This is a genomic window from Streptomyces blattellae (genome assembly GCF_009709555.1).
GTDB lineage: Bacteria > Actinomycetota > Actinomycetes > Streptomycetales > Streptomycetaceae > Streptomyces > Streptomyces blattellae.
Window position 1 is genome coordinate 205011 of record NZ_WJBG01000161.1, and the last position, 20370, is coordinate 225380.

Annotated in this window: 17 protein-coding genes; 14 read left to right on the forward strand and 3 right to left on the reverse strand. The window is 71.8% G+C overall.

Annotated features, from left to right (window positions below; translation table 11 throughout):
• Positions 1-5 precede the first annotated feature (5 nt).
• Positions 6-2654, reverse strand: a complete 2649-nt coding sequence (locus GFH49_RS20335; protein WP_155057510.1) for a hypothetical protein — start codon at positions 2652-2654, stop codon at positions 6-8.
• A gap of 163 nt (positions 2655-2817) precedes the next feature.
• Between GFH49_RS20335 and GFH49_RS40235 the strand changes: the two genes are divergently transcribed.
• The 7 genes from GFH49_RS40235 to GFH49_RS20375 all read left to right on the forward strand — a co-directional run bounded on the left by GFH49_RS40235 (position 2818) and on the right by GFH49_RS20375 (position 12365).
• Positions 2818-3333: a hypothetical protein gene (locus GFH49_RS40235; protein ID WP_230396391.1), complete on the forward strand. Its 516-nt coding sequence runs from the start codon at positions 2818-2820 to the stop codon at positions 3331-3333.
• 927 nt (positions 3334-4260) lie between these two features.
• Positions 4261-4458, forward strand: coding sequence for a hypothetical protein (locus GFH49_RS20350; protein WP_155057512.1), 198 nt, complete (start codon positions 4261-4263; stop codon positions 4456-4458).
• Between the two features lie 700 nt (positions 4459-5158).
• Complete coding sequence (locus GFH49_RS20355; protein ID WP_155057513.1) at positions 5159-6748, forward strand: NAD(P)-binding domain-containing protein; 1590 nt, start codon at positions 5159-5161, stop codon at positions 6746-6748.
• Positions 6749-6753: 5 nt separating this feature from the next.
• Complete coding sequence (locus GFH49_RS20360; protein WP_155057514.1) at positions 6754-7887, forward strand: alpha-hydroxy acid oxidase; 1134 nt, start codon at positions 6754-6756, stop codon at positions 7885-7887.
• Positions 7884-9272 (forward strand): cytochrome P450, encoded by a 1389-nt coding sequence (locus GFH49_RS20365; protein ID WP_155057515.1) that lies wholly within the window; start codon positions 7884-7886, stop codon positions 9270-9272. The genes GFH49_RS20360 and GFH49_RS20365 overlap by 4 nt, the downstream gene beginning before the upstream one ends.
• A gap of 13 nt (positions 9273-9285) precedes the next feature.
• A complete protein-coding gene (locus GFH49_RS20370; protein ID WP_155057516.1) occupies positions 9286-10563 on the forward strand; it encodes a cation:proton antiporter in 1278 nt (425 codons plus the stop codon).
• Entirely contained in the window at positions 10554-12365 is a 1812-nt protein-coding gene (locus GFH49_RS20375) for a thiamine pyrophosphate-dependent enzyme (RefSeq protein ID WP_196218059.1), read from the forward strand. The genes GFH49_RS20370 and GFH49_RS20375 overlap by 10 nt, the downstream gene beginning before the upstream one ends.
• Here the strand turns inward: GFH49_RS20375 and GFH49_RS20380 are convergent.
• Both GFH49_RS20380 and GFH49_RS20385 read right to left on the reverse strand, forming a co-directional pair.
• A complete protein-coding gene (locus GFH49_RS20380) occupies positions 12282-12641 on the reverse strand; it encodes a type II toxin-antitoxin system Phd/YefM family antitoxin (protein ID WP_328288285.1) in 360 nt (119 codons plus the stop codon). The genes GFH49_RS20375 and GFH49_RS20380 overlap by 84 nt on opposite strands.
• A 34-nt stretch (positions 12642-12675) precedes the next feature.
• Positions 12676-13191: an ATP-binding protein gene (locus GFH49_RS20385; RefSeq protein WP_155057518.1), complete on the reverse strand. Its 516-nt coding sequence runs from the start codon at positions 13189-13191 to the stop codon at positions 12676-12678.
• Positions 13192-13308: 117 nt separating this feature from the next.
• Between GFH49_RS20385 and GFH49_RS20390 the strand changes: the two genes are divergently transcribed.
• The 7 genes from GFH49_RS20390 to GFH49_RS20420 all read left to right on the forward strand — a co-directional run bounded on the left by GFH49_RS20390 (position 13309) and on the right by GFH49_RS20420 (position 20299).
• Positions 13309-13977, forward strand: a complete 669-nt coding sequence (locus tag GFH49_RS20390; RefSeq protein WP_155057519.1) for a helix-turn-helix domain-containing protein — start codon at positions 13309-13311, stop codon at positions 13975-13977.
• Complete coding sequence (locus tag GFH49_RS20395; RefSeq protein ID WP_155057520.1) at positions 13974-14180, forward strand: DUF397 domain-containing protein; 207 nt, start codon at positions 13974-13976, stop codon at positions 14178-14180. Before GFH49_RS20390 ends, GFH49_RS20395 begins: the two co-directional genes overlap by 4 nt.
• A gap of 256 nt (positions 14181-14436) precedes the next feature.
• Complete coding sequence (locus GFH49_RS20400; protein WP_155057521.1) at positions 14437-15285, forward strand: alpha/beta fold hydrolase; 849 nt, start codon at positions 14437-14439, stop codon at positions 15283-15285.
• Positions 15286-15318: 33 nt separating this feature from the next.
• Positions 15319-15852, forward strand: a complete 534-nt coding sequence (locus GFH49_RS20405) for a GNAT family N-acetyltransferase (protein WP_196218060.1) — start codon at positions 15319-15321, stop codon at positions 15850-15852.
• Complete coding sequence (locus GFH49_RS20410; protein ID WP_155057523.1) at positions 15849-17336, forward strand: ABC transporter substrate-binding protein; 1488 nt, start codon at positions 15849-15851, stop codon at positions 17334-17336. Before GFH49_RS20405 ends, GFH49_RS20410 begins: the two co-directional genes overlap by 4 nt.
• 3 nt (positions 17337-17339) lie before the next feature.
• Entirely contained in the window at positions 17340-19091 is a 1752-nt protein-coding gene (locus GFH49_RS20415; protein ID WP_155057524.1) for an ABC transporter permease subunit, read from the forward strand.
• Positions 19088-20299, forward strand: a complete 1212-nt coding sequence (locus GFH49_RS20420) for an MDR family MFS transporter (RefSeq protein ID WP_155057525.1) — start codon at positions 19088-19090, stop codon at positions 20297-20299. The genes GFH49_RS20415 and GFH49_RS20420 overlap by 4 nt, the downstream gene beginning before the upstream one ends.
• Positions 20300-20370: the final 71 nt, after the last annotated feature.

A 20370-nucleotide genomic window follows, 5' to 3' on the forward strand; every position in this document is an offset into this window, starting at 1 on the left:
GGCCGTTACTGCGGGTTCTGCGGCACCACGCAGCGGTCGTCGGCCGCCGGGGTTCCCTTCGGCCAGGCCAGGCCTTCGAACTTCAGGCTCGGGAGGCCGGGGTCGAGGCGGACGACGGCCAGGGCCTTGTTGTAGGGGTTGCCGGCGTTGGTCAGGCAGATCCAGCCGGACGCTCCCTGGACGCGGAACGCCGAATTGAGGTTCTCGTACTCCTCGGCGACCCGCTCCTTCGTCGGGACGTGAGTCCGGGTGGTCGCCGCGGCCTTGGTCAGGGCTTTCGCGGCGGTCAGAATCACGTCGTACGTCTCGATCGCCCGCCCGTCGTCGAACCGCACCTTCCCCAGCCGTCCCTCCTCGGCCGCTGCCTCCGCCGACAATTGCTCCATGGCCCGCTGGGGCTCGACCAGGTAGCGCGGCCGGCTCGCGGGATCGGCCGCCTTCTCGCCGGCCTGCTTCTGCCACCGCTCCAGCTCCACGGTCCAGGCGTCCGGATGCGCCGGTGCCGCGTAGAGCACGCTCACGCCGGGGGTGCCGGCCCCGGGATCGCCCCGCAGCAGCGCGCGTTCCGTCCCGTCCAGGCGCTCGGTGAGCGTCGTCGCCGCAGAGCCGGTGATCACGGTGTACGCCTCTTTGCGGGAGCAGTAGGTCGCGGCCAGCTTCTTGACGAACAGTTCCAGGTGGTACGCCCGGCCCGCGAAGTACACGACGCGCGCCCTCGACTCGCACAGGTTCGTCGCGAAGGTCTCGAACTCGTTCGGCGTGAACCCCGCGATCTCGGCCCCCTCCGACTCGAACGTCATCTCCTGAGTCCCGGCACCGGCTCCCCGCGCCTCGGCGTACGCGTCCCGGAGCGACTTGTTGTAGTTGTCGCCCGGCCTGGTGTCGGCGACCAGCGCCGTCTCCGTGTCGGCCAGCCCCGGATCGTAGTGGAGCAGCGCGGCGGCCTGGTCCCTGCTGGCGGAGACGACGCGGGCCAGGCCCGGGTACCGGTACGGCCGCTGACCTTCGGAGTTGGCGAGGTCCTGCGAGGTCAGCAGACCGGCCACCACGGGGATCTGCAAGTCGTTCGTGAGGTGGTGCATGGCGGCCTGGGTGCTGTCCAGACTCAGGTTGAGCCCCGCGACCACCCGCAACCGTGGCTCCTGCTCGACGAGTTGTCGCACCGCGGAGGACCATTGGCGGTAGTCCCGGCCGGGGTTGGCGAGCACCAGACGGACGGCCGGGGCCGCGCCCGAGCCGTTGGCCCGCAGCTGTCCCAGGTAGGCGCCCTGCACCTCGCTGAGGATCTGCCTGCGTACGGCGTCGTCGCCGGACTCCATCGGGATCATCAGCGCGACGGTCGCATGCGGCTGGTCCGCGATCCGCTCGTTCTCGGCCTCGATCCGGGCGAAGACATCGGTCATGCCGGGGAACTCGGGCATGAACACACCGGTGCCGTCGGAGACGCCGACGCAGTCCGCGCCGCGTTTCCACAGGTGCTCGCCGCAGCTCTCCTGCAGGGGCAGCACCGTCAGGCCTCCCCCGATCAGCGCGCCGACCATGCACAGGGCGCTCGCGGACAGCGTCAACGGACCGCACCGACCGCCGACGAACGGGCCGAGCGGGGCCGGGGGCCGGGCATCCAAGGTCACCTGCAGCAGGCGGCTCGGCATGGAAACGCTCTGGTTGCCCGGCCACTCCCGGACCGCTTCCTGCCGCCCGCGGAACCGCTCGGGCACCGCGGCCGTGAGAGCGTCCGCCGACACGGGATCCTGTTCCCCGTGCGGCGGCGGGGCGGCACCCGTGGCGGAGGTGGCGACGACGATCGGGTGGACGCGCAGCCCGCTCGAACCGGCGTCGTACGCCTCCAGCAACCGGTCCCTGATACGGCGCCGGGCGGGGGAGGCGTCGACGTCGGGGAGCAGGATGACCGGTCGCCGTGCCCGGTTCAGGCGGCGGAAGAAGCCGTAGTGCGCGTCGATGTCCGCCAGCAGCGCCTCGACCAGCAGCCGTTGCTTGTCCGCGACGGGTTTCCGCTGCCACGTGCGCAGTTCCTTGAAGACCTCGTGCTTCGGAAGGTGCCGGTTCCGAAACCACTTGTTGCGGTACCAGCGCACCGCCCTCCGGTGCGGGACACGGAAGAAGTCGGCGACCGCCACCCCGACCCCGACGAGACCGGCCAGTTGTCCGACCACCTGCTCGTTCCGGGCGATCGCCTCCACCCGTTCCTTCCACTCCTTCAGGGTGTAGCGGCGTTCCTCGGCGATCGCCTGCTTGACCACGAGCGCGATCCTGGCATTCTGCGTGGCGGGCATGGACCGCTCGTCGCGCTGCCAGACGTACAGCGCCGCGAAGGCCGCCGCGAAACGGGGGAAGCTGATGGGCAGCCGGTAGGCCGGGCGGCCGTCGTAGCCGCAGCCCTGGGCGATGGCCAGCAGTTCGGTGACGACCTGCTGCTCCTCCGTCTCCTCGTCAGGTACCGGGTCCGGGCAGTTGACCGGCAGCACGCCGCGGTATCTCCCGTGGAACGCCAGGGGCCACGGCCGTACGGCGTCTTCCGCACCCTCCAGTTGAAGAACCAGGGCCCCCTGGGGGCGGCCGAACCGCAGTCCCGGCCGGCGGAGCCGGTTCCTGCTCGTCAGCTGCGCCACCGCGTCGTCCAACGCCTGTTCCACGTGCACTCCCGCCCCCGGCGTGCCCCATTGCACGCCATGACGTCGATACGGTGGAGCACTATAGGGGGCCAAGTTGCCTTGGGAACGAAGGACTTGATGATTACAGCCGTCCGTGCTAGGGCATGGGGAGGGGTCCCGGACGTGGCGGAGTTCAATGCCGACCATGATGCGTAGAAGGTCATCCACCGCCGTCGCCGTGTTCGCCGCTGTCGTGTTCGCCGCGCTCACGTCGTGTTCCTCGGATTCCTCAGGTTCCTCGGATTCCTCGGACGGGTCCTCCGCCGAGGGCCGGCCCAGCGGGTCCGGCTCCACGCCGACTCCCACGGAGACGGCCACGGCCACGCCGTCGCCGTCGCCGACCGGGCCGTGCGCTGACGGTACGTGCGAGATCGAGGTCGCCGTGGGGGACGTCGTCACCGTGCCGGACACGTACGGTCTCGGGCCGATCGAGGTGACGGCGATCACCGGCGACGAGGTCGAGATGGTCGCGCCGCTGACGGGGTCGGGCTACAGCGTCTCGGGCTGCAACGGTGGCGGCAGCGTGTCCTCGAACGGCGGAGGCGGCGTCAGGCTCGGCTGCGGCGAGGGGCCCGCCGCGACCATCAACGACGCCATGAGCCTGAAGGTCGTCGAGATCCGCGCCAAGGCCGCCGTCCTCCGTATCGAACCCACCGGCTGACGCGCCGGGTCGACCTTGGCGTGGTCGGGCACTTGGCAGGCACTGCGACCCGGCATCAAAGGCGCCTGAACATTGTGCCGGGATTCGGCAGTGAAACGGCTCGCCGTCCCGTGCGAGGATTCCGTCAAGCCGGAGGTCAGCGGCGGGGTGAGAGGGGGACGGCACGCAGGGCCTGGTTTCTCGGACCGGGCATCACGGGGGTCGTGCCGCTCGCTCTGCCGCTGGTCTTCGACGGGATGCCGGACGGCGTGCTCGACGGCGCGCTGGGGCCGGCTGGCGTATCGCCCGCAGCAGCGTCCTGATGCGCGATCAGGCAACTCTCACCCGCGCAGTGGTGGTCCTTCACGAGCGCGCACATCGTCGTCGCCACCTTGGCGTGGCCCTCGACCGTGTTGTGGCGGTCCTCCTCGACGACGGGCCACGCGCTGGTGTGCCGTACCGGGCAACTGTCAGCGCCGCACCCGCACCGGGGCCGGGGGAGGAGCACACCGCCCGGCAGCCGACCGGATGAACTCAGCCGCCCGCGCCCGCCCCAAATGACGCCCCACCTGGGGGCCGGTGCCGAAGATCCGGTAAACCTGCACACCTTTCACCGACAGGTCGTCCAGAAACCTGAGCAGTGATCACGACCGCGCCGGATTACGGCGGTCTCGGCACGGGCTTATCCGTCATGGGAATCGATGGCAACCGTCATGCGTGCAGTGCGGCGGCAGGCTGCGTGAAGGAGTCGGCTTTTTCGGTCACCGTGCTCTCACATGGGTGAAGTCGCCTTTCCCTGTGGGTCCCCTGTGGTCCCCGGACGGCTGGCCGCGTCTTTATCGGCGTGCTTTGATCCTGCGCGGCACAAGTCGCCGGGATGGGTTCCCATTTCGGGAATCGGGCGAACTCTGCCATTCCGAAGTTCCGATGTGAAGGGAACCGCACGTTATGAACCTGGCCCCCAGGATTGCCACCGCCGAGATCTCCGACGCCGACCTGGACCACGTCTCCGGCGGCCTCGCGGCCGGTGGCTCCGGCGGTCTCTTCCTTGAGACGCCGATTGCGGACGTCTTCGCCGGCCTCACGGCTGTCGTTTCGACCGAGGGTCTCGTGGCGGGAGCCGGCGTCCACGCCACCTCTGTGTGACGGCGCGTGTGCGCACGATGGGCCCCGGAGCACCTGCTCCGGGGCCCATCGCCGGTATCGGCTGACAGCCGCACGCCGCCGTCCCCTTTGGCTCGTGCGGAAAACGGCCGCCGCGCCCTGAGGAAGCCGGCGTAGGCCAGGATCCGACGGGTGAGGTCGGGGCCGGTGAAGGCGAGCGGACTCGGGCCGGCCTGGTCGAGTCCGCATCGCCGATGGAGAGCGTGATGGCCGCGGCGTCGAGGAGTGGCGTTTCGGCCCGTCTTGAGAGCGTCGCAGCGGTCCCGCCTTCATGTGAGGCACCTGTCGAATCGCTGTCATCTCAGATGCGCTGTTGCTCATGCCGGGCGTGGGTAACTACGGTGCTCATTGAGATTTCAAGGAGAAATCCGATGGAAGGGCCTGTCATGCTCCTGACAGCTCGCACGGATGTACCCGTCACAGGCCGCCCCGGCGCTCGCCCCGCGAACTGCTTTCCCCGCGCGCACATGCTCGTTCCGGGCGATTGACCGAACCAGCTTCCCTGATGCCCGCCGACGGGCGTCGCGCCCCCGGATTCCGTTCCCCCCGGCGCCTGTTTCTCTCCACCGCGCCGGACACTACGGCGCCTGCCTGCGAGTCGCACCACGCCGATGCGCCCTCCCGTGCCCTCACCCCCGCCGGTCTCCGGGCAGCTTTCTGCCCGGAGCAGAAGGAGAGATCCATGAACTCGATGCGCAATGAGCCTCTCGATTATCTCGTGGTCGGCGGCGGCCCCGCCGGGCTACAGCTCGGGCAGTTACTCCAGGCGGCCGGTCACGGATACCGGATCCTGGAGGGCGGCCAAGCCCCGGGCACCTTCTTCCGTACCTTTCCCCGCCACCGCAAGCTGATCTCCATCAACAAGGTGTACAACGGCACCGACGATCCCGAGCTGAATCTCCGGATGGACTGGAACTCGCTCCTGTCCCCGGATCCTGAGCTGTTGTTCACGCGGTACAGCAAGCGCTATTTCCCGCACGCCGACGACCTGCTGCGTTATCTGGCCGACTACGCCGAGGCGTTCAAGCTGGACATCGCGTACGACACCCGGGCGGAGCGGATCCGGCGCGGCACGGACGGCATGTTCACCGTCACCGACCGGCACGGCCAGGAGCACCTGGCCCGGCGCCTGGTCATGGCCACCGGGCTGTCCCGGCCCAACACCCCGGACATCCCCGGTATCGAGACCGCCGAGGACTACTCGGTCGTATCCGTCGATCCCGAGGACTTCACCGACCAGCGCGTGCTGATCCTCGGCAAGGGCAACTCCGCCCTGGAGACCGCGGACAACCTCGTCGAGACCGCGGCGGTGATCCACGTCGCCGGGCCGCACTCCGTACGGATGGCCTGGAACAGCCACTACGTCGGGCATCTGCGCGCGGTCAACAACAACTTCCTCGACACCTACCAGCTCAAGTCGCTGAACGCGCTGCTGGACGGTCATGTGCTGTCGATCGAGAAGGACCAGGACGGGTACCGGGTCAGGTTCAGCTTCTCCCGGGCCGACGAGGTGGTGAAGGAGCTGCGTTACGACCGGGTCGTCGTGTGCACCGGCTTCCGCTTCGACGCGTCGGCCTTCGCCCCGGAGTGCCGGCCCGAACTCGTCATCAATGACCGTTTCGCCGCCCTCTCCCCGGCATACGAGTCGGTGAACGTGCCCGGCCTGTACTTCGCCGGCACCCTGATGCAGCAGCGTGACTTCAAGAAGTCCACCGGCGGCTTCATCCACGGATTCCGCTACGCCGTACGCGCCTTGAGCCGCATCCTCGACGAGCGCCACCACGACCGGCCCTGGCCGCACCAGCCGCTGGACGCCTCCCCGGCCGCGCTGGCGGACGCCGTGGTGGCCCGGGTCAACCGCAGTTCGGCGCTGTGGCAGCAGTTCGCCGTGATCGGGGACCTGATCGTCACGGCACCCGGCCAACCGGCCCGCTACCACGAGGAGGTCCCGGTCGCGTACGCCCACGAGAGCCGACTCACCGAGGACTGCGACTACTTCACCGTCACTCTGGAGTACGGGCCCGACCACGACAAGGTCGACCCCTTCGACATCACGGTGCGCCGCACCGCCCAGAACTCGGTCGACGACGCCTTCGACGCGGCCTATCTGCACCCGGTGATCCGGCACTTCCGGGCCGGTGAGCTGCTGGGTACGCATCACCTGGCCGAGAACCTGGAGAACGAGTGGGACCACCCGGAGGTCCACCGCGCCCCGCTCGCCGAGTTCTTCGCCCGCGAGCAGGCCCGCCGGCCGAGCCACGCCGGGCGGTGAGCGGCGTGCAGTACACGGTTCACGACTTCGAGCGGGCGGCCCGCGCCGAACTGGACCCGGTGTACGCCGACTTCATCGCCGGCGGAGCGCGGGACGAGATCACCGTACGGGCCAACGAGGCGGCGTTCGGGCGTCTTCAGCTGCTGCCCCGGGTGCTGCGTGGCAGTGCTGCCCGGGACCTGCACGTCACCCTGCTCGGCAGCAGGGCGAGTCTGCCGATCCTGCTCTCCCCGACGGCCTTTCACAAACTGGTCGATCCGGAAGGGGAGGTGGCCACCGCCCGTGCCGCCGCCGCGGCCGGGGCCATCATGATCGTCTCCATGGCGTCCACGGTGGCCGTGGGCGGGATCGCCCACGCGGTCCGTGCGGCCGGCGACGACGTACCGCTGTGGTTCCAGCTCTACATCCAGCCCGACCTGGACCTCACCGAGGCGCTGGTACGGCGGGCCACCGACGCCGGGTGCACCGCCCTGGTGGTCACCGTCGACTCCCCGGTGCTGGGCGCGGGCGAACGCAACCGGCGCAACGGCTTCGACGACCTGCCGCCCGGACTGCGCTGCGAGAACCTGGTGGACCTGCGCGACGGCGAGCACGGCCACGTACGGCAGATCGCCATGTCCCCGGAGCTGAACTGGGACCACATCACCTGGCTGCGTGGCGTCACGGACCTGCCGGTCCTGCTCAAGGGCGTACTGCACCCCGAGGACGCCCGGCTCGCGGTCCGGCACGGCGTGGACGGGCTGCTGCTGTCCAACCACGGCGGGCGTCAACTCGACACCGTACCGGCCACGTTGGAGCTGCTGCCGGAGATCCTCGCCGCGGTCGCGGGCCGCATCCCGGTCGTGCTGGACGGCGGAGTCCGCCGCGGCACCGACGTGGTCAAGGCCCTGGCGCTCGGCGCGTGTGCCGTGGGCATCGGCCGACCCGTGATGTGGGCGCTGGCCGAGGGCGGCGAGAAGGGCGTCCGGCGGCTGCTGGAGCTGCTGCGCGAGGAACTCGACGACACCATGGCCCTGTGCGGGGCGACGGGGCTCGCCGACCTGACGCCCGATCTGGTCCGCGTGCCCACCTGGGGACCGGCGCCGGGCCCGGCCGTGGTGCCGGGCGCGGACACCCGGTTCGGCGGGGTGATCGCGTGAGCGCCACCGGATGGCTGGTCACCGGCGCGGTCCTGGCTCTGCTGGCCGCGCTGCCGTACTGGCTGCCCAGGACCGTGGTCGCGCTGCGGGTGCGCATCTTCGCCTGGGTCGGCGGCGAGGAGGGCATCCAGGCACCCGGCCGGGAGGTGCCCGCCGAGGAGTTCAAGAAGGTGTACGGGCATCCGGCGGCGAACGGCCGCAGCCGGGGCGCCGCCCTGTCCGACCTGTTCTGGTACTGGCTCTCGCCCGGCCCGGAGGTGCACCAGGAGCACCTGGAGCCCGGACCCCGCTACGACGACGTGGCCAGGACGACCCGGCAGATCCTGGCCGGGCTGTCCCGTCAGCAGTGGACGGAGCTGGTCGGCCGCTGCACCCGCCGGGTACTCGACGAACTCCCCGGACAGGCACACGTACAGGTCAGGCTGCGCGACCTGATGATGCCGGTGTGGGCCGAGGTCTACTACGAGGTCGTCTTCCGTGAACCGTGCCCCCGCCACGTCAGGGACCTGATCACCGGCAACGCCGACGACGTGGTCAGTGCCCTGAAGTGCACCGGCCTGCGGCACATGGACCGGCGGGCCCGGCTCACCGCCTACCTGCGGGACAGGCTCGCCCACGACCCCCCGCCGGTGCCGCTGCCGTCCGCGCTCTCCGAGCGGGAGCAGGCGTACTACCTCCAGGGAACCTTCTTCAACACCGCCGTGGTGCAGATGTCGGAGGCGATGGCGCATCTGCTGCTGGCCCTCGCCACGCACCGGCCGGTCCAGGACCGCCTGCTCGCGGGCGAGGAGGACCCGGACTTCCTGGACGGGGTCATCAACGAGACGCTGCAGCACTTCCCGCTCTTCGGCGTCGCCCACCGGATCACCTCCGGGGAGATCCCCCGGGACGGCCGGGCCCCCATCCCGGCCGGTTCGGTCCTGCTGTTCAACTACCCCGAATACCAAGGGTCCGGCGCCGACGTGTTCGACCCGGACCGGTGGCTGCGTCAGGACACCAGGCCGTCGGCCTCCATCCCGTTCGGGGTGACCGCCAACCGCCCCTGTCCGGCGCGCGGCTTCGCCGTCCTCACCATGCGGGTCGCGGCCGAGGAGACGCTCCGCCGCTTCCGGCTGGAGTCCTCCGCGGAGCACACCCGGTCACTGCCCAGCCGTGGCCCCTGCCTGCTCGTACCGCACACCACCTCGGCGGCCGGGAGCCCGGCCGGCCGGCGGACCCGGCTCGCGGTGATGCGCCTGGCCGATCGCTGGGCGTCCGTCCCCCGCAGCCTCACCCAACTCGTCCTGGGCAGCTACATGGTGTGGGACGCCCGGCGCCAGGGACTGTGCCGCACCTACTTCGCCGCCTCGTCCGGCGGTTCCACCTCCGTCACCGCCGGCCGTTGAGAGGGACGCGATCATGACTCCTGTGGAGCTCGCTCCTGCCTTCTTTCTGGCCGTCGTCGTGATTCTGCTGACGTGCCGTCTGGTCGTCCTGGTGGCGGCCCGGTTCGGGCAGCCGCCCGTGGTCGGCGAGATGATCGCCGGGGTGCTGCTGGGGCCCTCGCTGTTCGGACTTCTCGCCCCGGACCTCTCGGACGAGGTCTTCCCGCCGGAACTGCGGCCGGTGCTGTACGTGGCCGGGCAGATCGGTCTGGTGGCCCTGATGTTCGCCGCCGGGTACGAGTTCCGGGCACACGCCGGGCGCGGTCTGGCCGGCACCGCCGTGGCGGTCTCCTCGGCCGGGGTGGCCATCCCGCTGGCACTGGGCGTGGGGCTGACCCTCGTGGTCCAGGGCCACGTCGGCATCTTCGTCGACGGCGTCTCGGTCTGGGTGACGGCGGCCTTCGTCGGCGTCGCCCTCGCCATCACCGCCTTCCCGATGCTGGCCCGGATCATCACCGAACGGGGCCTGGCGGGCTCCCGGTTCGGCTCCCTCGCCCTGGCGTCCGGGGCGACCGACGACGCCGTCGCCTGGATCATGCTCGCCGGGGTGCTGAGCGTGGCCTCCGGTGAGGTGGAGCCCGTCCTGACGGCGGTCGGCGGCTCCGTCCTGTTCGTGGCGGTCCTCTTCCTGCTGGGGCGCCGCCTGCTGGCGTGGATCGTGAACCGGCCGGGCCTGGGCGACGACACCCGGCTGCTGTTCACCGTCGCCGTGCTGTTCTGCGCCGCCTGGTTCACCGACATCATCGACCTGTACGCCGTGTTCGGGGCGTTCTGCGTCGGGATGGCCATGCCGCGCGGCGAGGCGTCCGAGCGGCTGGTGCGGACCACCCAGTCCGTGACCCAGGTCGTGTTCGTCCCGATGTTCTTCACCTACTCCGGCCTGAACACGCAGTTCGACGTGTTCGCCGACCCGGCCGTGATGGCGTTCGGGGCCGCCGCGGTCGTCCTGGCGGTGACCGGCAAGTTCGGCGGCTGCTGGGCCGCTGCCCGGCTGCGCGGCGAGCCCGGTCCGGTGGCCGTACGGGTGGGTGCCCTGATGAACGCGCGTGGGCTGATGCAGCTGATCGCGCTCAACATCGGGCTGGCGGCCGGCATCGTCAGCGAGGAGCTGTTCGCCGCGCTGGTCCTCGTCGCCCTGGTCACCACGGTGATGACGGTTCCGGTGCTCAGCTGGCTGGACCGCCGGGACGCGAGGTCGGGGACGGCCGAGGAGAAGCCACGGGACGAGAAGGTGGCGGCGACGTGGAGCTGAGCGGAGCGCAGGCGCTCGTCGGGCAGCTGGAACGTGAGGGCGTCCGCCATGTCTTCGGTGTCCCGGGCGTCCAGCTCGACCACGTCCTGGACGCCCTGGCCCGCGCCAAGGCCGCCGGTGGACCGATCGAGTACATCGCGGCCCGGCACGAGCAGGGCGCGGCGCACATGGCGGAGGCGTACGCACGCACCACCGGGCGGCCCGGCGTGTGCCTGGTGGTTCCCGGGCCGGGCGTGCTGAACGCGCTGCCCGCGGTGGCCACCGGGTACGCCTGCTCGTCGCCGATGCTGTGCGTGGCGGCCGACATCCCCTCGGCGCTGGCCGGCCGCGGACTGGGGATGCTGCACGAACTGCCGGACCAGGACGGGATGCTGGCCTCGGTCACCAAGTGGTCCGCGCGGGCCGGGAGCCCGGACCGCATCCCCGGACTGGTACACGAAGCGGTACGGCGGTCACGGTCCGGCCGCCCGAGACCGGTGGCCCTGACCGTCCCCGCGGACGTGCTGACCGCGCGCGCCGAGACGGAGCTGGAGCCGGTCGGGGCGGGTGCGGGTGTGCTGGCCGGGCGGGCTGAGACGGGCCTGGAGTCCGCCGGACAGGGCGGGGGTGTGCTGGCCGGGCGGGCTGAGACGGGCCTGGAGTCCGCCTGGCCTGGACCGGACGGTGAGCAGCCTGGCGGGGAGGGGTGGGATGGCGCGTCCGCGGGACCGGAGCCGGAGGTCCTCGCGGAGATCGCCGCCGTGTTGCGGGATGCGCGCCGTCCCTTGATCTACGCGGGCGGGGGAGTGCTCGCCTCGTGGGCCGGCGCCGCCCTGACCGCCCTGGCCGAGGAGCTGTCCGCCCCGGTCGTCATGAGCCGCAACGCCGGCGGCGCGGTGCCGGCCCACCACAGGCTCGCCTTTCCCAGCCTCGCGGCACCGCGCCTGCTCGCCGCCGCGGATGCGGTGCTGGTCGTGGGCAGCCGCTTCGTCTCCCCCCGCGGCACGGCCGTCCCGACCGCGCCCGGAGCGGCCGTCGCCCTGGTCAACGCGGACCCCGCCGATCTGGGCCCGCCCCGCCGCGCCGGCCTCACCCTGTGCGCCGACGCCCGCACGGCGCTCAGTGAACTGCCGACCGCACTGTCCGCAACACCGGCGCCGCCTCCTTCGGCATCGGAGACCGGATGGCCACCCGGCGAACTGGCCGACATACGCGCCTGGTGCGCCCGGAGGATCGAGAGCGTCGAACCCCAGTGGTCGTACGTCCGCGCGCTGCGGGATGCGATCCCCGACGACGGCTTCCTGGTCAACGAGCTGACCCAGGTGGGCTATCTGGCCGCCGTCGGCTACCCCGTACACCACCCGGGCACCTTCCTCACCCCCGGCTACCAGGGCACCCTGGGCTACGGATACCCGTCGGCACTGGGCGTCAAGGTGGGCAACCCGGACCGCGCGGTCGTCTCCGTCAACGGCGACGGCGGATTCTGCTGGAACATGCAGGAACTGGCGACCGCCCGCAAGTACGGCATCGCAGTGACCGCGGTGGTCTTCAACGACAACGCCTACGGCAACGTCCGGCGCATCCAGGCGGACGAGTTCGAGGGCAGATTCATCGGCAGCGACCTGACCAGCCCCGACTTCGTACGCCTCGCGGAGTCCTTCTCGGTGCCCGCGGTCCGGGCCGGGACCCCGGAACGGCTCGCCGGCGCTCTGAAGGACTGCCTCAGCGAACCAGGACCCTCACTGATCGAGGTACCGGTGACCGAGATGCCCAGCGTCTGGCCACTGCTCCTCGGCGGGGCACCCGGTTCGGTCCGGGACTGACGGCTGCGACGGCGGGCCCTGACCCTTCCAGGTACTCACCACGGCCCTCCGACCAGTCCACGGGGGCACCGCTGTGGAACACGGGCGCCTCGTCGTCCTCGCCCATGGGGTCCGTCGGATAGGCGGGACCGGTGTTCCTTGATCGCCCACAGGGGAGAGCACGGCGACCGGCCGCCCGTTCTTGGTTACCGTGATGGACTCGCCGCGCTCAGCGGCGGCGAGGATCCGTGAGGCGTTCTGGTTGAACTCACGCGCAGTCGTCTCCATGTCGTACATGGTGCGGCATGGGCTCGTCGCATCGTCGCTGCCGCTACGCGGAGACAGTCCCGCCCTCGGTCACGCCGATCACCGGGGGCGGGGCGGCCGGGATCGTCAGCTGCGCCCACACGGTCTTCCCCGGGCCGTCGGGGCGCGGGTACCAGCCCCAGAGGCCCGCGAGCGCGGCGACGAGGAGCAGGCCGCGGCCGTTCGTTCGGCTGCCGGTGGGGTCGTCGGGTGCGGGGGTGGGGAGCCGCTCGCCGCGGGTGTCGGTCACTTCGATGCGTACGGTCGTGGCGTGGGCGGTGAGACGGAGGTGGAAGTCGCGGCCGGGGACGTGGCCGTGCTGGACGGCGTTGGCGCACAGTTCGGCGGTGATGAGTGTGAGGGCGTCGTGCGCGGTGGTGCCGTAGGGGATGTCCCATGCGTCGAGGCGGACTGCGCAGAGGCGGCGGGCGAGGCGGGCGCCGCGCGGGGTTGAGCTGAAACGCATGGCGAAGTGGTGGGTGGGCGCGGTGAGTTGGGTGGTGGCTGGGGCGGCTGTCCTGGTTGCGGAGTTGCTGGTCATGGCCCCAAGGTGGCGTTTGGTGGCGTAGCGTGACCAGGGGTGACGCGCCGTCGCGGGGCCGTTGTACGTGGCGGGGTGGCCTGTGTACGTGCGGTGCGGGGGAGAGGCGGTGCTGGTGTGAGGGACGAGCGGGCACGGGACGAGGCCGGGCAGCGGCCGGAGGATGAGCCGGGGACGGGCGTTGTTGCCGCGTTCGGGCGGCAGTTGAAGCTGCTGAGGGTGCGGGCGGGGCTGGACCGGGCGGCCTTCGGGAAGCTGATGGGGTACGCGGCGGAGCCGATCGCGTCGATCGAGCAGGGGCGGCGGATTCCGCAGCCGAAGTTCGCACGGGCGGTCTTCCAGATGCAGCGGCCCTTGCTGGCTGAGGAGGTAATTGACCAGCGACTGGAAGCCCGTATGGTGCGGCAAGAGATCTTCAACCGACTCCCGTCCCCGTTGATGAGCTTCGTGATTGAGGAGGCCGTGCTGCGTCGGCCGATCGGCGGCCCGAAGACGCTGCGTGAGACGCTGGAACAGATCCTGCTGATCGGGCAGATGAGGAACGTGGAGGTGCAAGTCATCCCGACTGAGCGCGAAGACAATGCCGCGCTGGGAGGCCCCTTCACGTTGATCGACACCGACAAGGGGCACCGAATCGCGTACGCCGAAGTACAGGACGATAGCCGCCTGTACACCGATACGTCGCGGGTTCGTGAGCTCGAAGCCCGGTATGGCATCCTCCGATCACAGGCGCTGACGCCCAGTGAGTCGTCGGCGTTCGTCGTGCAACTGATGGGAGAGGCGTGAGCGTTCACCGCAGCGGGGCGGCAGTGCCGGAGGCCGCTTGGTTCAAGAGCAGCTACAGCACGGGTGGGGGCGGCGAATGCGTCGAGATCGCCGCAACCCCCGGAGCCGTACTGGTACGGGACTCGAAGCAGGTCACCGGGCCCGTGCTGGCAGTTGGGGCCGAGGCGTGGGCCGGGTTCGTGGCGTTGGCGTCCGGCCGCTGAAGCGAGGCGCGACGGGAGGGCCCGTCGCCAGCTCCGGAACGAACTTCGGGCCCACCTGTGACGCCAGGTCATCGCCCCTCTCATCCCGGCCGAATTCGGGGCGCGACGGGAACCAACTGTGCGCTCAGTCTCAGCGACACGCCGCACGCACGGCGTGTCGCCGAGACTCAGACAACAATTGTCGACCGTCGGCTCGATTCGCCAACAGCATCCAATTCGTTTGCCGGGCCCCAACCCCCCTGACAGGCTCGCGCGCATGCCGACATTCGCCGCGCCCGACGGAACCACCCTCGCCTTCCATGTGTCCGGAGAGACCGGTCCTCCCGTGCTCTGCATACCCGGGGGCCCCGCCGCCTCCGCCTACCTCGGCGAACTGGGCGGGCTGTCCGCATACCGGCAGCTGATCAGGCTCGACCTCCGCGGCACCGGCGACTCGGCGACCCCGCGGGACCTGGCCACCTGCCGCTGTGACCGCATGGTCGACGACATCGAGGCACTTCGCGCACACCTCGGCCTGGAACGCGTCGATCTGCTGGCCCACTGCGGAGGCGCCAACCTCGCGGCGCGGTACGCGGCCCGCCACCCCGAGCGGATCAGCAGGCTCATGCTGATCACCCCGAGCGTCCGTGCGGTCGGCCTCCCCCTCACCGGTGCCGACCGGCAGCAGATCGCGCTGCTGCGCAGGAAGGAACCGTGGTTCCCGGAGGCGTACGCGGCGCTGGAGGAGATCGTCGCGGGCAGGCCCTCCGCCGAGAGCCGGCAGGCGATCGCCCCCTTCTCCTACGGCCGCTGGGACGACGTGGCCCGCGCCCACCAGGCCGCCTCGGACGCGGAGGACAACGGCGAGGTGATGGCAGCCTTCGCCGCCGAGGGCGCCTTCACGCCGGACGCCACCCGCAAGGCCCTCGCCGACTTCGGGGCGCCGGTCTTCCTGCTCGCGGGCGCGGTCGACCTGGCAGCCCCGCCCCACGTGATGGCGGAGTACGCCGCGCTGTTCCCGGACGCGGAGCTGGTCGTACAGCCGGGAGCGGGGCACTTTCCGTGGCTGGACGATGAGGAGGGGTTCACGGAAACCGTCGCGGGGTTTCTGACACCGGCCCGGTGATCACCCCGCACACTTAATGCATATGATGTGCAAGTGCGTAACTACAGCATCAGGGCGGCAGGCCCCGACGACCTGAACGGTGTGCGAGCCGTGATGCTCGACACCGTGTACCGAGACTTCGGTAGCGGATACGTGCCCCGATGGCACGCCGACATCATCGACCCGGCCGCCGCCTATCTGGCGCCGGCCCGCCATGCACTGCTCGTGGCGGTCGCCTCCGAGGGTGAAGTCGTCGCCACGGCCGCGCTCGACTCCCGCGGTCCCGCCCACCCGCCGAACCCGCGGCAGGTCGCCGAGCGCTTTCCGTCCGGTGAGACGGCGCAGGTTCGTCGGGTGTACGTCCGCGCGGAGCACCGCCGGCGCGGGCTGGCCCGGCGGCTGGTCGGTGAGCTGATGGCGTTCGCGGCGGCGGACGGCGGATATCGGTCCGTCTATCTGCACACGGATCCCGCGGTGCCGGGTGCGGAGGGGTTCTGGCGGTCCCTGGGCAAGGTCGTGCACGACGAGCGCGAGGACGCGGGCGGCGGTCAGGGCATCGTGCACTTCGAGATACCGATGGGCCGGTGACCCGCGTGCGCCGCATCCTCGCCGCCCTGCTGCTCGCCCCGGTCCTCACCGGCTGCTTCGCCTCCGACGGCGGCTCCACAGACGACGCGAACTCCGGTTCCCGGCTCCGCGTCGCCCTCGCCTTCCCGCCCGCCGAGAACCTCTCGCCGTACGGCGCCGACGCCACGATCCTCAGCCGGCTCGGCGTCACCGAAGGCCTGACCGCCCTGGACGCCAACGGCTCCGCGGCCCCCGCCCTCGCCGCGTCCTGGAAGCAGGAGAACGACCGCACCTGGCTGTTCACCCTGCGCGAGGCCACCTTCCAGGACGGCACGGACGTCACCCCGTCCGCAGTCGCCGAAGCCCTCACCCGGGCCACCGAGGCCAAGCCCGCGCCCGCCGCGCTCTCCGGCGTCACGCTCACCGCGAAGGCCGCGGGCAGCACCGGCGTCCGCATCACCACCGAAGACCCGGACCCCGTCCTGCCGCTGCGCCTGTCCAGCCCCAGCCTGGCCGTGCTCTCCCCGAAGGCCTACGACGGCAAGGACCGCGTCGACCCGGTCGGTACCGCCACCGGCCCCTTCCAGCTCACCGAGGTGACCGGCAGCACCGCCGCCACCCTCGACCGCTTCGACGACTACTGGGGCAGCCGCGCCCAGTCCTCCGGTATCGACGTGAAGTTCATCGCCGACGGCACCGCCCGCACCAGCGCCCTGCGCACCGGCGAGGTCGACCTCGCCGAGGCGATTCCCGTCTCCCAGGCCGCGACCCTCGACGAGGACACCCGCGAGGCGACCGCGACGGCCCGCACCACCAGCCTGCAACTCAACGCCGCGTCCGGCGCCTTCAAGGACGCGAGGCTGCGCGCCGCCGCCCGCGAGGCCATCGACACCTCCGCGCTGGCCGATGGCGTCTACGAGGGGTACGCCGACGCCGGTGCCGGTATCTACGGACCCGCCGTGACCTGGGCCGAGGGCAAGCGGACCCAGCCTGCCGGGCGCGCGAAGGCCGCCGCACCGGACGGAGCGTCGATCACCATCGCGACGTACGACAACCGGCCCGAACTCCCGGAAGTCGCCCAGGTGCTGAAGCAGCAGCTGGAGAAGGCGGGGTTCAAGGTCCGGCTTGAGGTCCGCGAGTACTCGCGGATGGAGAGCGACGCGCTGGACGGGAAGTTCGACGCGGTCGTAGTCGCCCGCAACACCCTCGTCGACACCGGCGACCCCGTGGCCGTACTCGCCGGCGATTACACCTGCGACGGCGGTTACAACATCGCCCAGCTGTGCGACAAGGGCGTCGACGCGGCGGTCGCGAAGGCCGAGGGCACCGCCGACACCGAGGAGCGGCAGGACGCGGCGATGGCGGCCGAGGCGGCGATCCTCGGCACCGACGCCGTCGTTCCCCTGGTCCACCAGCAGATCATCACCGGCGTGGCCACCTCGGTCAGCGGTGCGCTCCTCGACCCGTACGAGCGCACCCTCGTCTCCACCGGCACCCGGCGCTGACCCATGCGGCAGCACGCGGCCACGCTCCTGTGGCGGGCCGGACTCGCCCTCGCCCTGGTGTGCGTGATCGGTCTGCTGCCGTGGCTGGCGCGGACCGACCCGGCGCTCACCGTGCTCAAGGCCCGGTCGGCCGACCGTGCCCCCACGCCCGAGGTGCTGGCCGACATCCGCGGCCAACTCGGCCTGGACGCGGGCCCGTCGCACCTGCTCGGGCAGTGGCTGAGCGGGCTGTGGCGCGGGGACGCCGGGCGCTCGTGGCTGTCCGGCAGCGAGGTCATGCCCGACGTCCTCCAGGCCCTCGGCGTGTCCCTGCTGCTGATGGCGGTGGCGCTCGCGGTCGCGGTCCTGACGGCCGGGACCATCTGTGCCCGCACCCTGTGGCGCGGCCGGCGCCAGCGGCGCACGGGTGGCAGCGGCTCCGCCGTCCTGGCCGCGCTGCCCGAGTTCCTCACCGCGTCCGTGCTCGCGACCGTCGTCGGAGTCCAGCTGGGCTGGCTGCCCGCACTCGGCTGGTACGGCCCCCAGTACACGCTGCTGCCCGCGCTCGCCCTCGGCCTGCCCGCCGGGGCGGTGCTCGGGCGGCTCCTCGACGACCTGCTGCCCGGCGCGTTCGCCGAACCCTGGGCGCTCGCTGCCGACGCGCGCGGAATTCCCCGGGCGGGGATCGCCCGGCACGCGCTGCGCCGCTGTCTGCCCGGACTGCTGCCGAACACCGGCCTGTTCGTCGTCGGCATGACCGGCGGATCCGTCGCGGTGGAGCAGATCTTCGACATCCCAGGCCTCGGCCGCACCACCCTCCAGGCCGCCCTCGCCCAGGACCTCCCCGTCCTCCAGGCCGGCACGCTCGCTCTCGTCCTGCTCGCCGCCGTGGCCGCGGGCGCCGCGAGCCTCCTCACCCGCCGGCTGACCGGCCCCGCCCTGCGCGACAGCGCCCTGACCTCCCTGCACCGGCCGGCCCCGCCCGCCCGCGGCATCCTGCCCGTTGTCCACGGCGGCCTGCTCGTCGGCGTCGTGGCGCTCGGCCTGCCCCGCGACCCGCTCGCCCTCGACACCGGCGAACGACTCCAACCCCCCTCCCCGTCACACCCGTTCGGCACGGACGCGCTCGGCCGGGACGTACTGGCCCGGGTCGGTCACGGCGCCCTCGACACCCTGCTGCTCGCCCTCGCGATCGGTGCCGCCGCGCTGTTGACGGGCGTACTGCTCGGGCTGGTGCCCCGGCTGTCCGGGCCGCTCGTCGACACCGTCAACGCCGTACCGCCGGTCCTCCTCGCGCTCCTCGTCACCGCCGTCACGGGCAGCGCAGCCGCCACGCCCGCGCTCGCCGTGACCGCCGTCGCCTGGGCGCCGCTGGCGGCCCACACCTCCGCGCTGCTGCGGCAGGAACGCGCCGCCCTGCACATCACCGCCACCCGCGCCCTCGGCGCGGACCGCTGGTACGTGCTCCGCCACGACCTGCTCCCCGCCGTCCTCCCACCCGTCACCCGGCACGCCCTGCTGCGCCTGCCCGGCACCGCCCTGGCCCTCGCTTCGCTCGCCTTCCTCGGCCTCGGTGCCCAGCCGCCGTCCCCGGAGTGGGGCCTGCTGCTCGCCGAGAACCAGCCCTACGCCGAACGCGCCCCCTGGGCGGTCCTCGCCCCCGCCGCCGTACTCGCCCTGCTCGGGGCACTCGCGGTGACGGCGGCCCGTGTCAATGCGGTCCAACCGCCCTTGAGGAAAGGTCAGTCGGCCATCTCCGGAACGGAGACCCGATGACCACGCGGACGCTCGGCCCGCGTGCCCGGCTGTCTCCACTGCTGCACTTGCTGATCCTCACCCAACTCGCCTTCAACATCGGCTTTTTCGCCGTCCTGCCCTTCCTCTCCGACCACCTGGGACAGGCCATCGGCCTGGCGGGCTGGCTGGTCGGCTTCGTGCTGGGCCTGCGGACCTTCAGCCAGCAGGGGCTGTTCGTGGTGGGCGGGGCGCTGGCCGACCGGTACGGCATCCGGCCCGTGGTGCTCGCGGGGTGTGCGCTGCGGATCGCCGGGTTCGCATGGCTCGGGTACGCGCGGGAAACCTGGTCCGTCATCGGCGCCGTCCTGCTCATCGGGTTCGCCGCCGCGCTGTTCTCGCCGGCCGTGGAGTCCGAGGTCGCCCGGCAGGCAGTGGTGTGGGAGGCGTCGGGTGGCGGCTCGCGCACCCGCGTGCTGGCGCTGTTCACCGTGGCCGGACAGGCGGGCGCGTTCGTCGGGCCGCTGCTGGGCGGGCTGCTGCTGTCGGTGGACTTCCGCACGGTCTGCCTGGCCGGAGCGGGCATCTTCGTCCTCGTCCTCGCCGGGCACGCGTGGCTGCTGCCGCAGCACATTCCGGGGCGAACCCGGGTCGAAGTCCGGGGCGGCATGAAGCTGCTGCTCCGCAACCGCCGCTTTCTCGCGCTGGCTTGCGGGAACGGCGCCTATCTGCTCGCCTACAACCAGCTCTACCTGGCGCTGCCCGCGGAGGTGGAGCGCGCGGCCGGTTCGCAGGCGCCGCTGGCCTGGCTGTTCGCGCTGTCGTCGCTGCTGGTGGTGACCGCCCAGCTGCCGGTCACCCGCTGGGTGGGGGAGCGGCTGGAGATGCGCCGCTCGATGGTGGCCGGACTGCTGCTGATCGCCGCCGGGTTCGCGGTCGTGGCCGCCGCCCGGCCCGCCGGCTGGACCGGCGTCGCGGGACTGCTGCCCGCGGCGGGCTTCGTGGTGCTGCTCACCTTCGGCCAGATGCTCGTCGCGCCCGTCGCCCGGGCCTGGGTCCCCGACCTCGCGGAGGAGGGACGGCTCGGCCTCTACACCGGGGCGCTCTCGTCGGTGTCCGGCCTGATCGTGCTGGCCGGCAGCTCGGCCACCGGCTCCCTTCTCGACACCGGACTGCATCCGTCCGTGCCCTGGCTGGCGCTGGCCGCCGTACCGGTCGCCGCGATCGGCCTGCTGCCGCGCCGCACCTGACTAATCGCCGGGCGGCGAACTCGGGTTCCCGGGCCTCCACAGCGGCCTCTTGGCGGGGTGATCGGCCTGCT

Excerpts from the sequence above, each read along its gene's own strand:
- GFH49_RS20415 (WP_155057524.1), top strand. The coding sequence starts at position 17,340 with ATGCGGCAGCACGCGGCCACGCTCCTGTGGCGGGCCGGACTCGCCCTC.
- GFH49_RS20380 (WP_328288285.1), bottom strand. The coding sequence starts at position 12,641 with ATGTACGACATGGAGACGACTGCGCGTGAGTTCAACCAGAACGCCTCA.
- GFH49_RS20350 (WP_155057512.1), top strand. The coding sequence starts at position 4,261 with ATGAACCTGGCCCCCAGGATTGCCACCGCCGAGATCTCCGACGCCGAC.
- GFH49_RS20355 (WP_155057513.1), top strand. The coding sequence starts at position 5,159 with ATGAACTCGATGCGCAATGAGCCTCTCGATTATCTCGTGGTCGGCGGC.
- GFH49_RS20420 (WP_155057525.1), top strand. The coding sequence starts at position 19,088 with ATGACCACGCGGACGCTCGGCCCGCGTGCCCGGCTGTCTCCACTGCTG.
- GFH49_RS20370 (WP_155057516.1), top strand. The coding sequence starts at position 9,286 with ATGACTCCTGTGGAGCTCGCTCCTGCCTTCTTTCTGGCCGTCGTCGTG.
- GFH49_RS20385 (WP_155057518.1), bottom strand. The coding sequence starts at position 13,191 with ATGACCAGCAACTCCGCAACCAGGACAGCCGCCCCAGCCACCACCCAA.
- GFH49_RS20400 (WP_155057521.1), top strand. The coding sequence starts at position 14,437 with ATGCCGACATTCGCCGCGCCCGACGGAACCACCCTCGCCTTCCATGTG.
- GFH49_RS40235 (WP_230396391.1), top strand. The coding sequence starts at position 2,818 with ATGATGCGTAGAAGGTCATCCACCGCCGTCGCCGTGTTCGCCGCTGTC.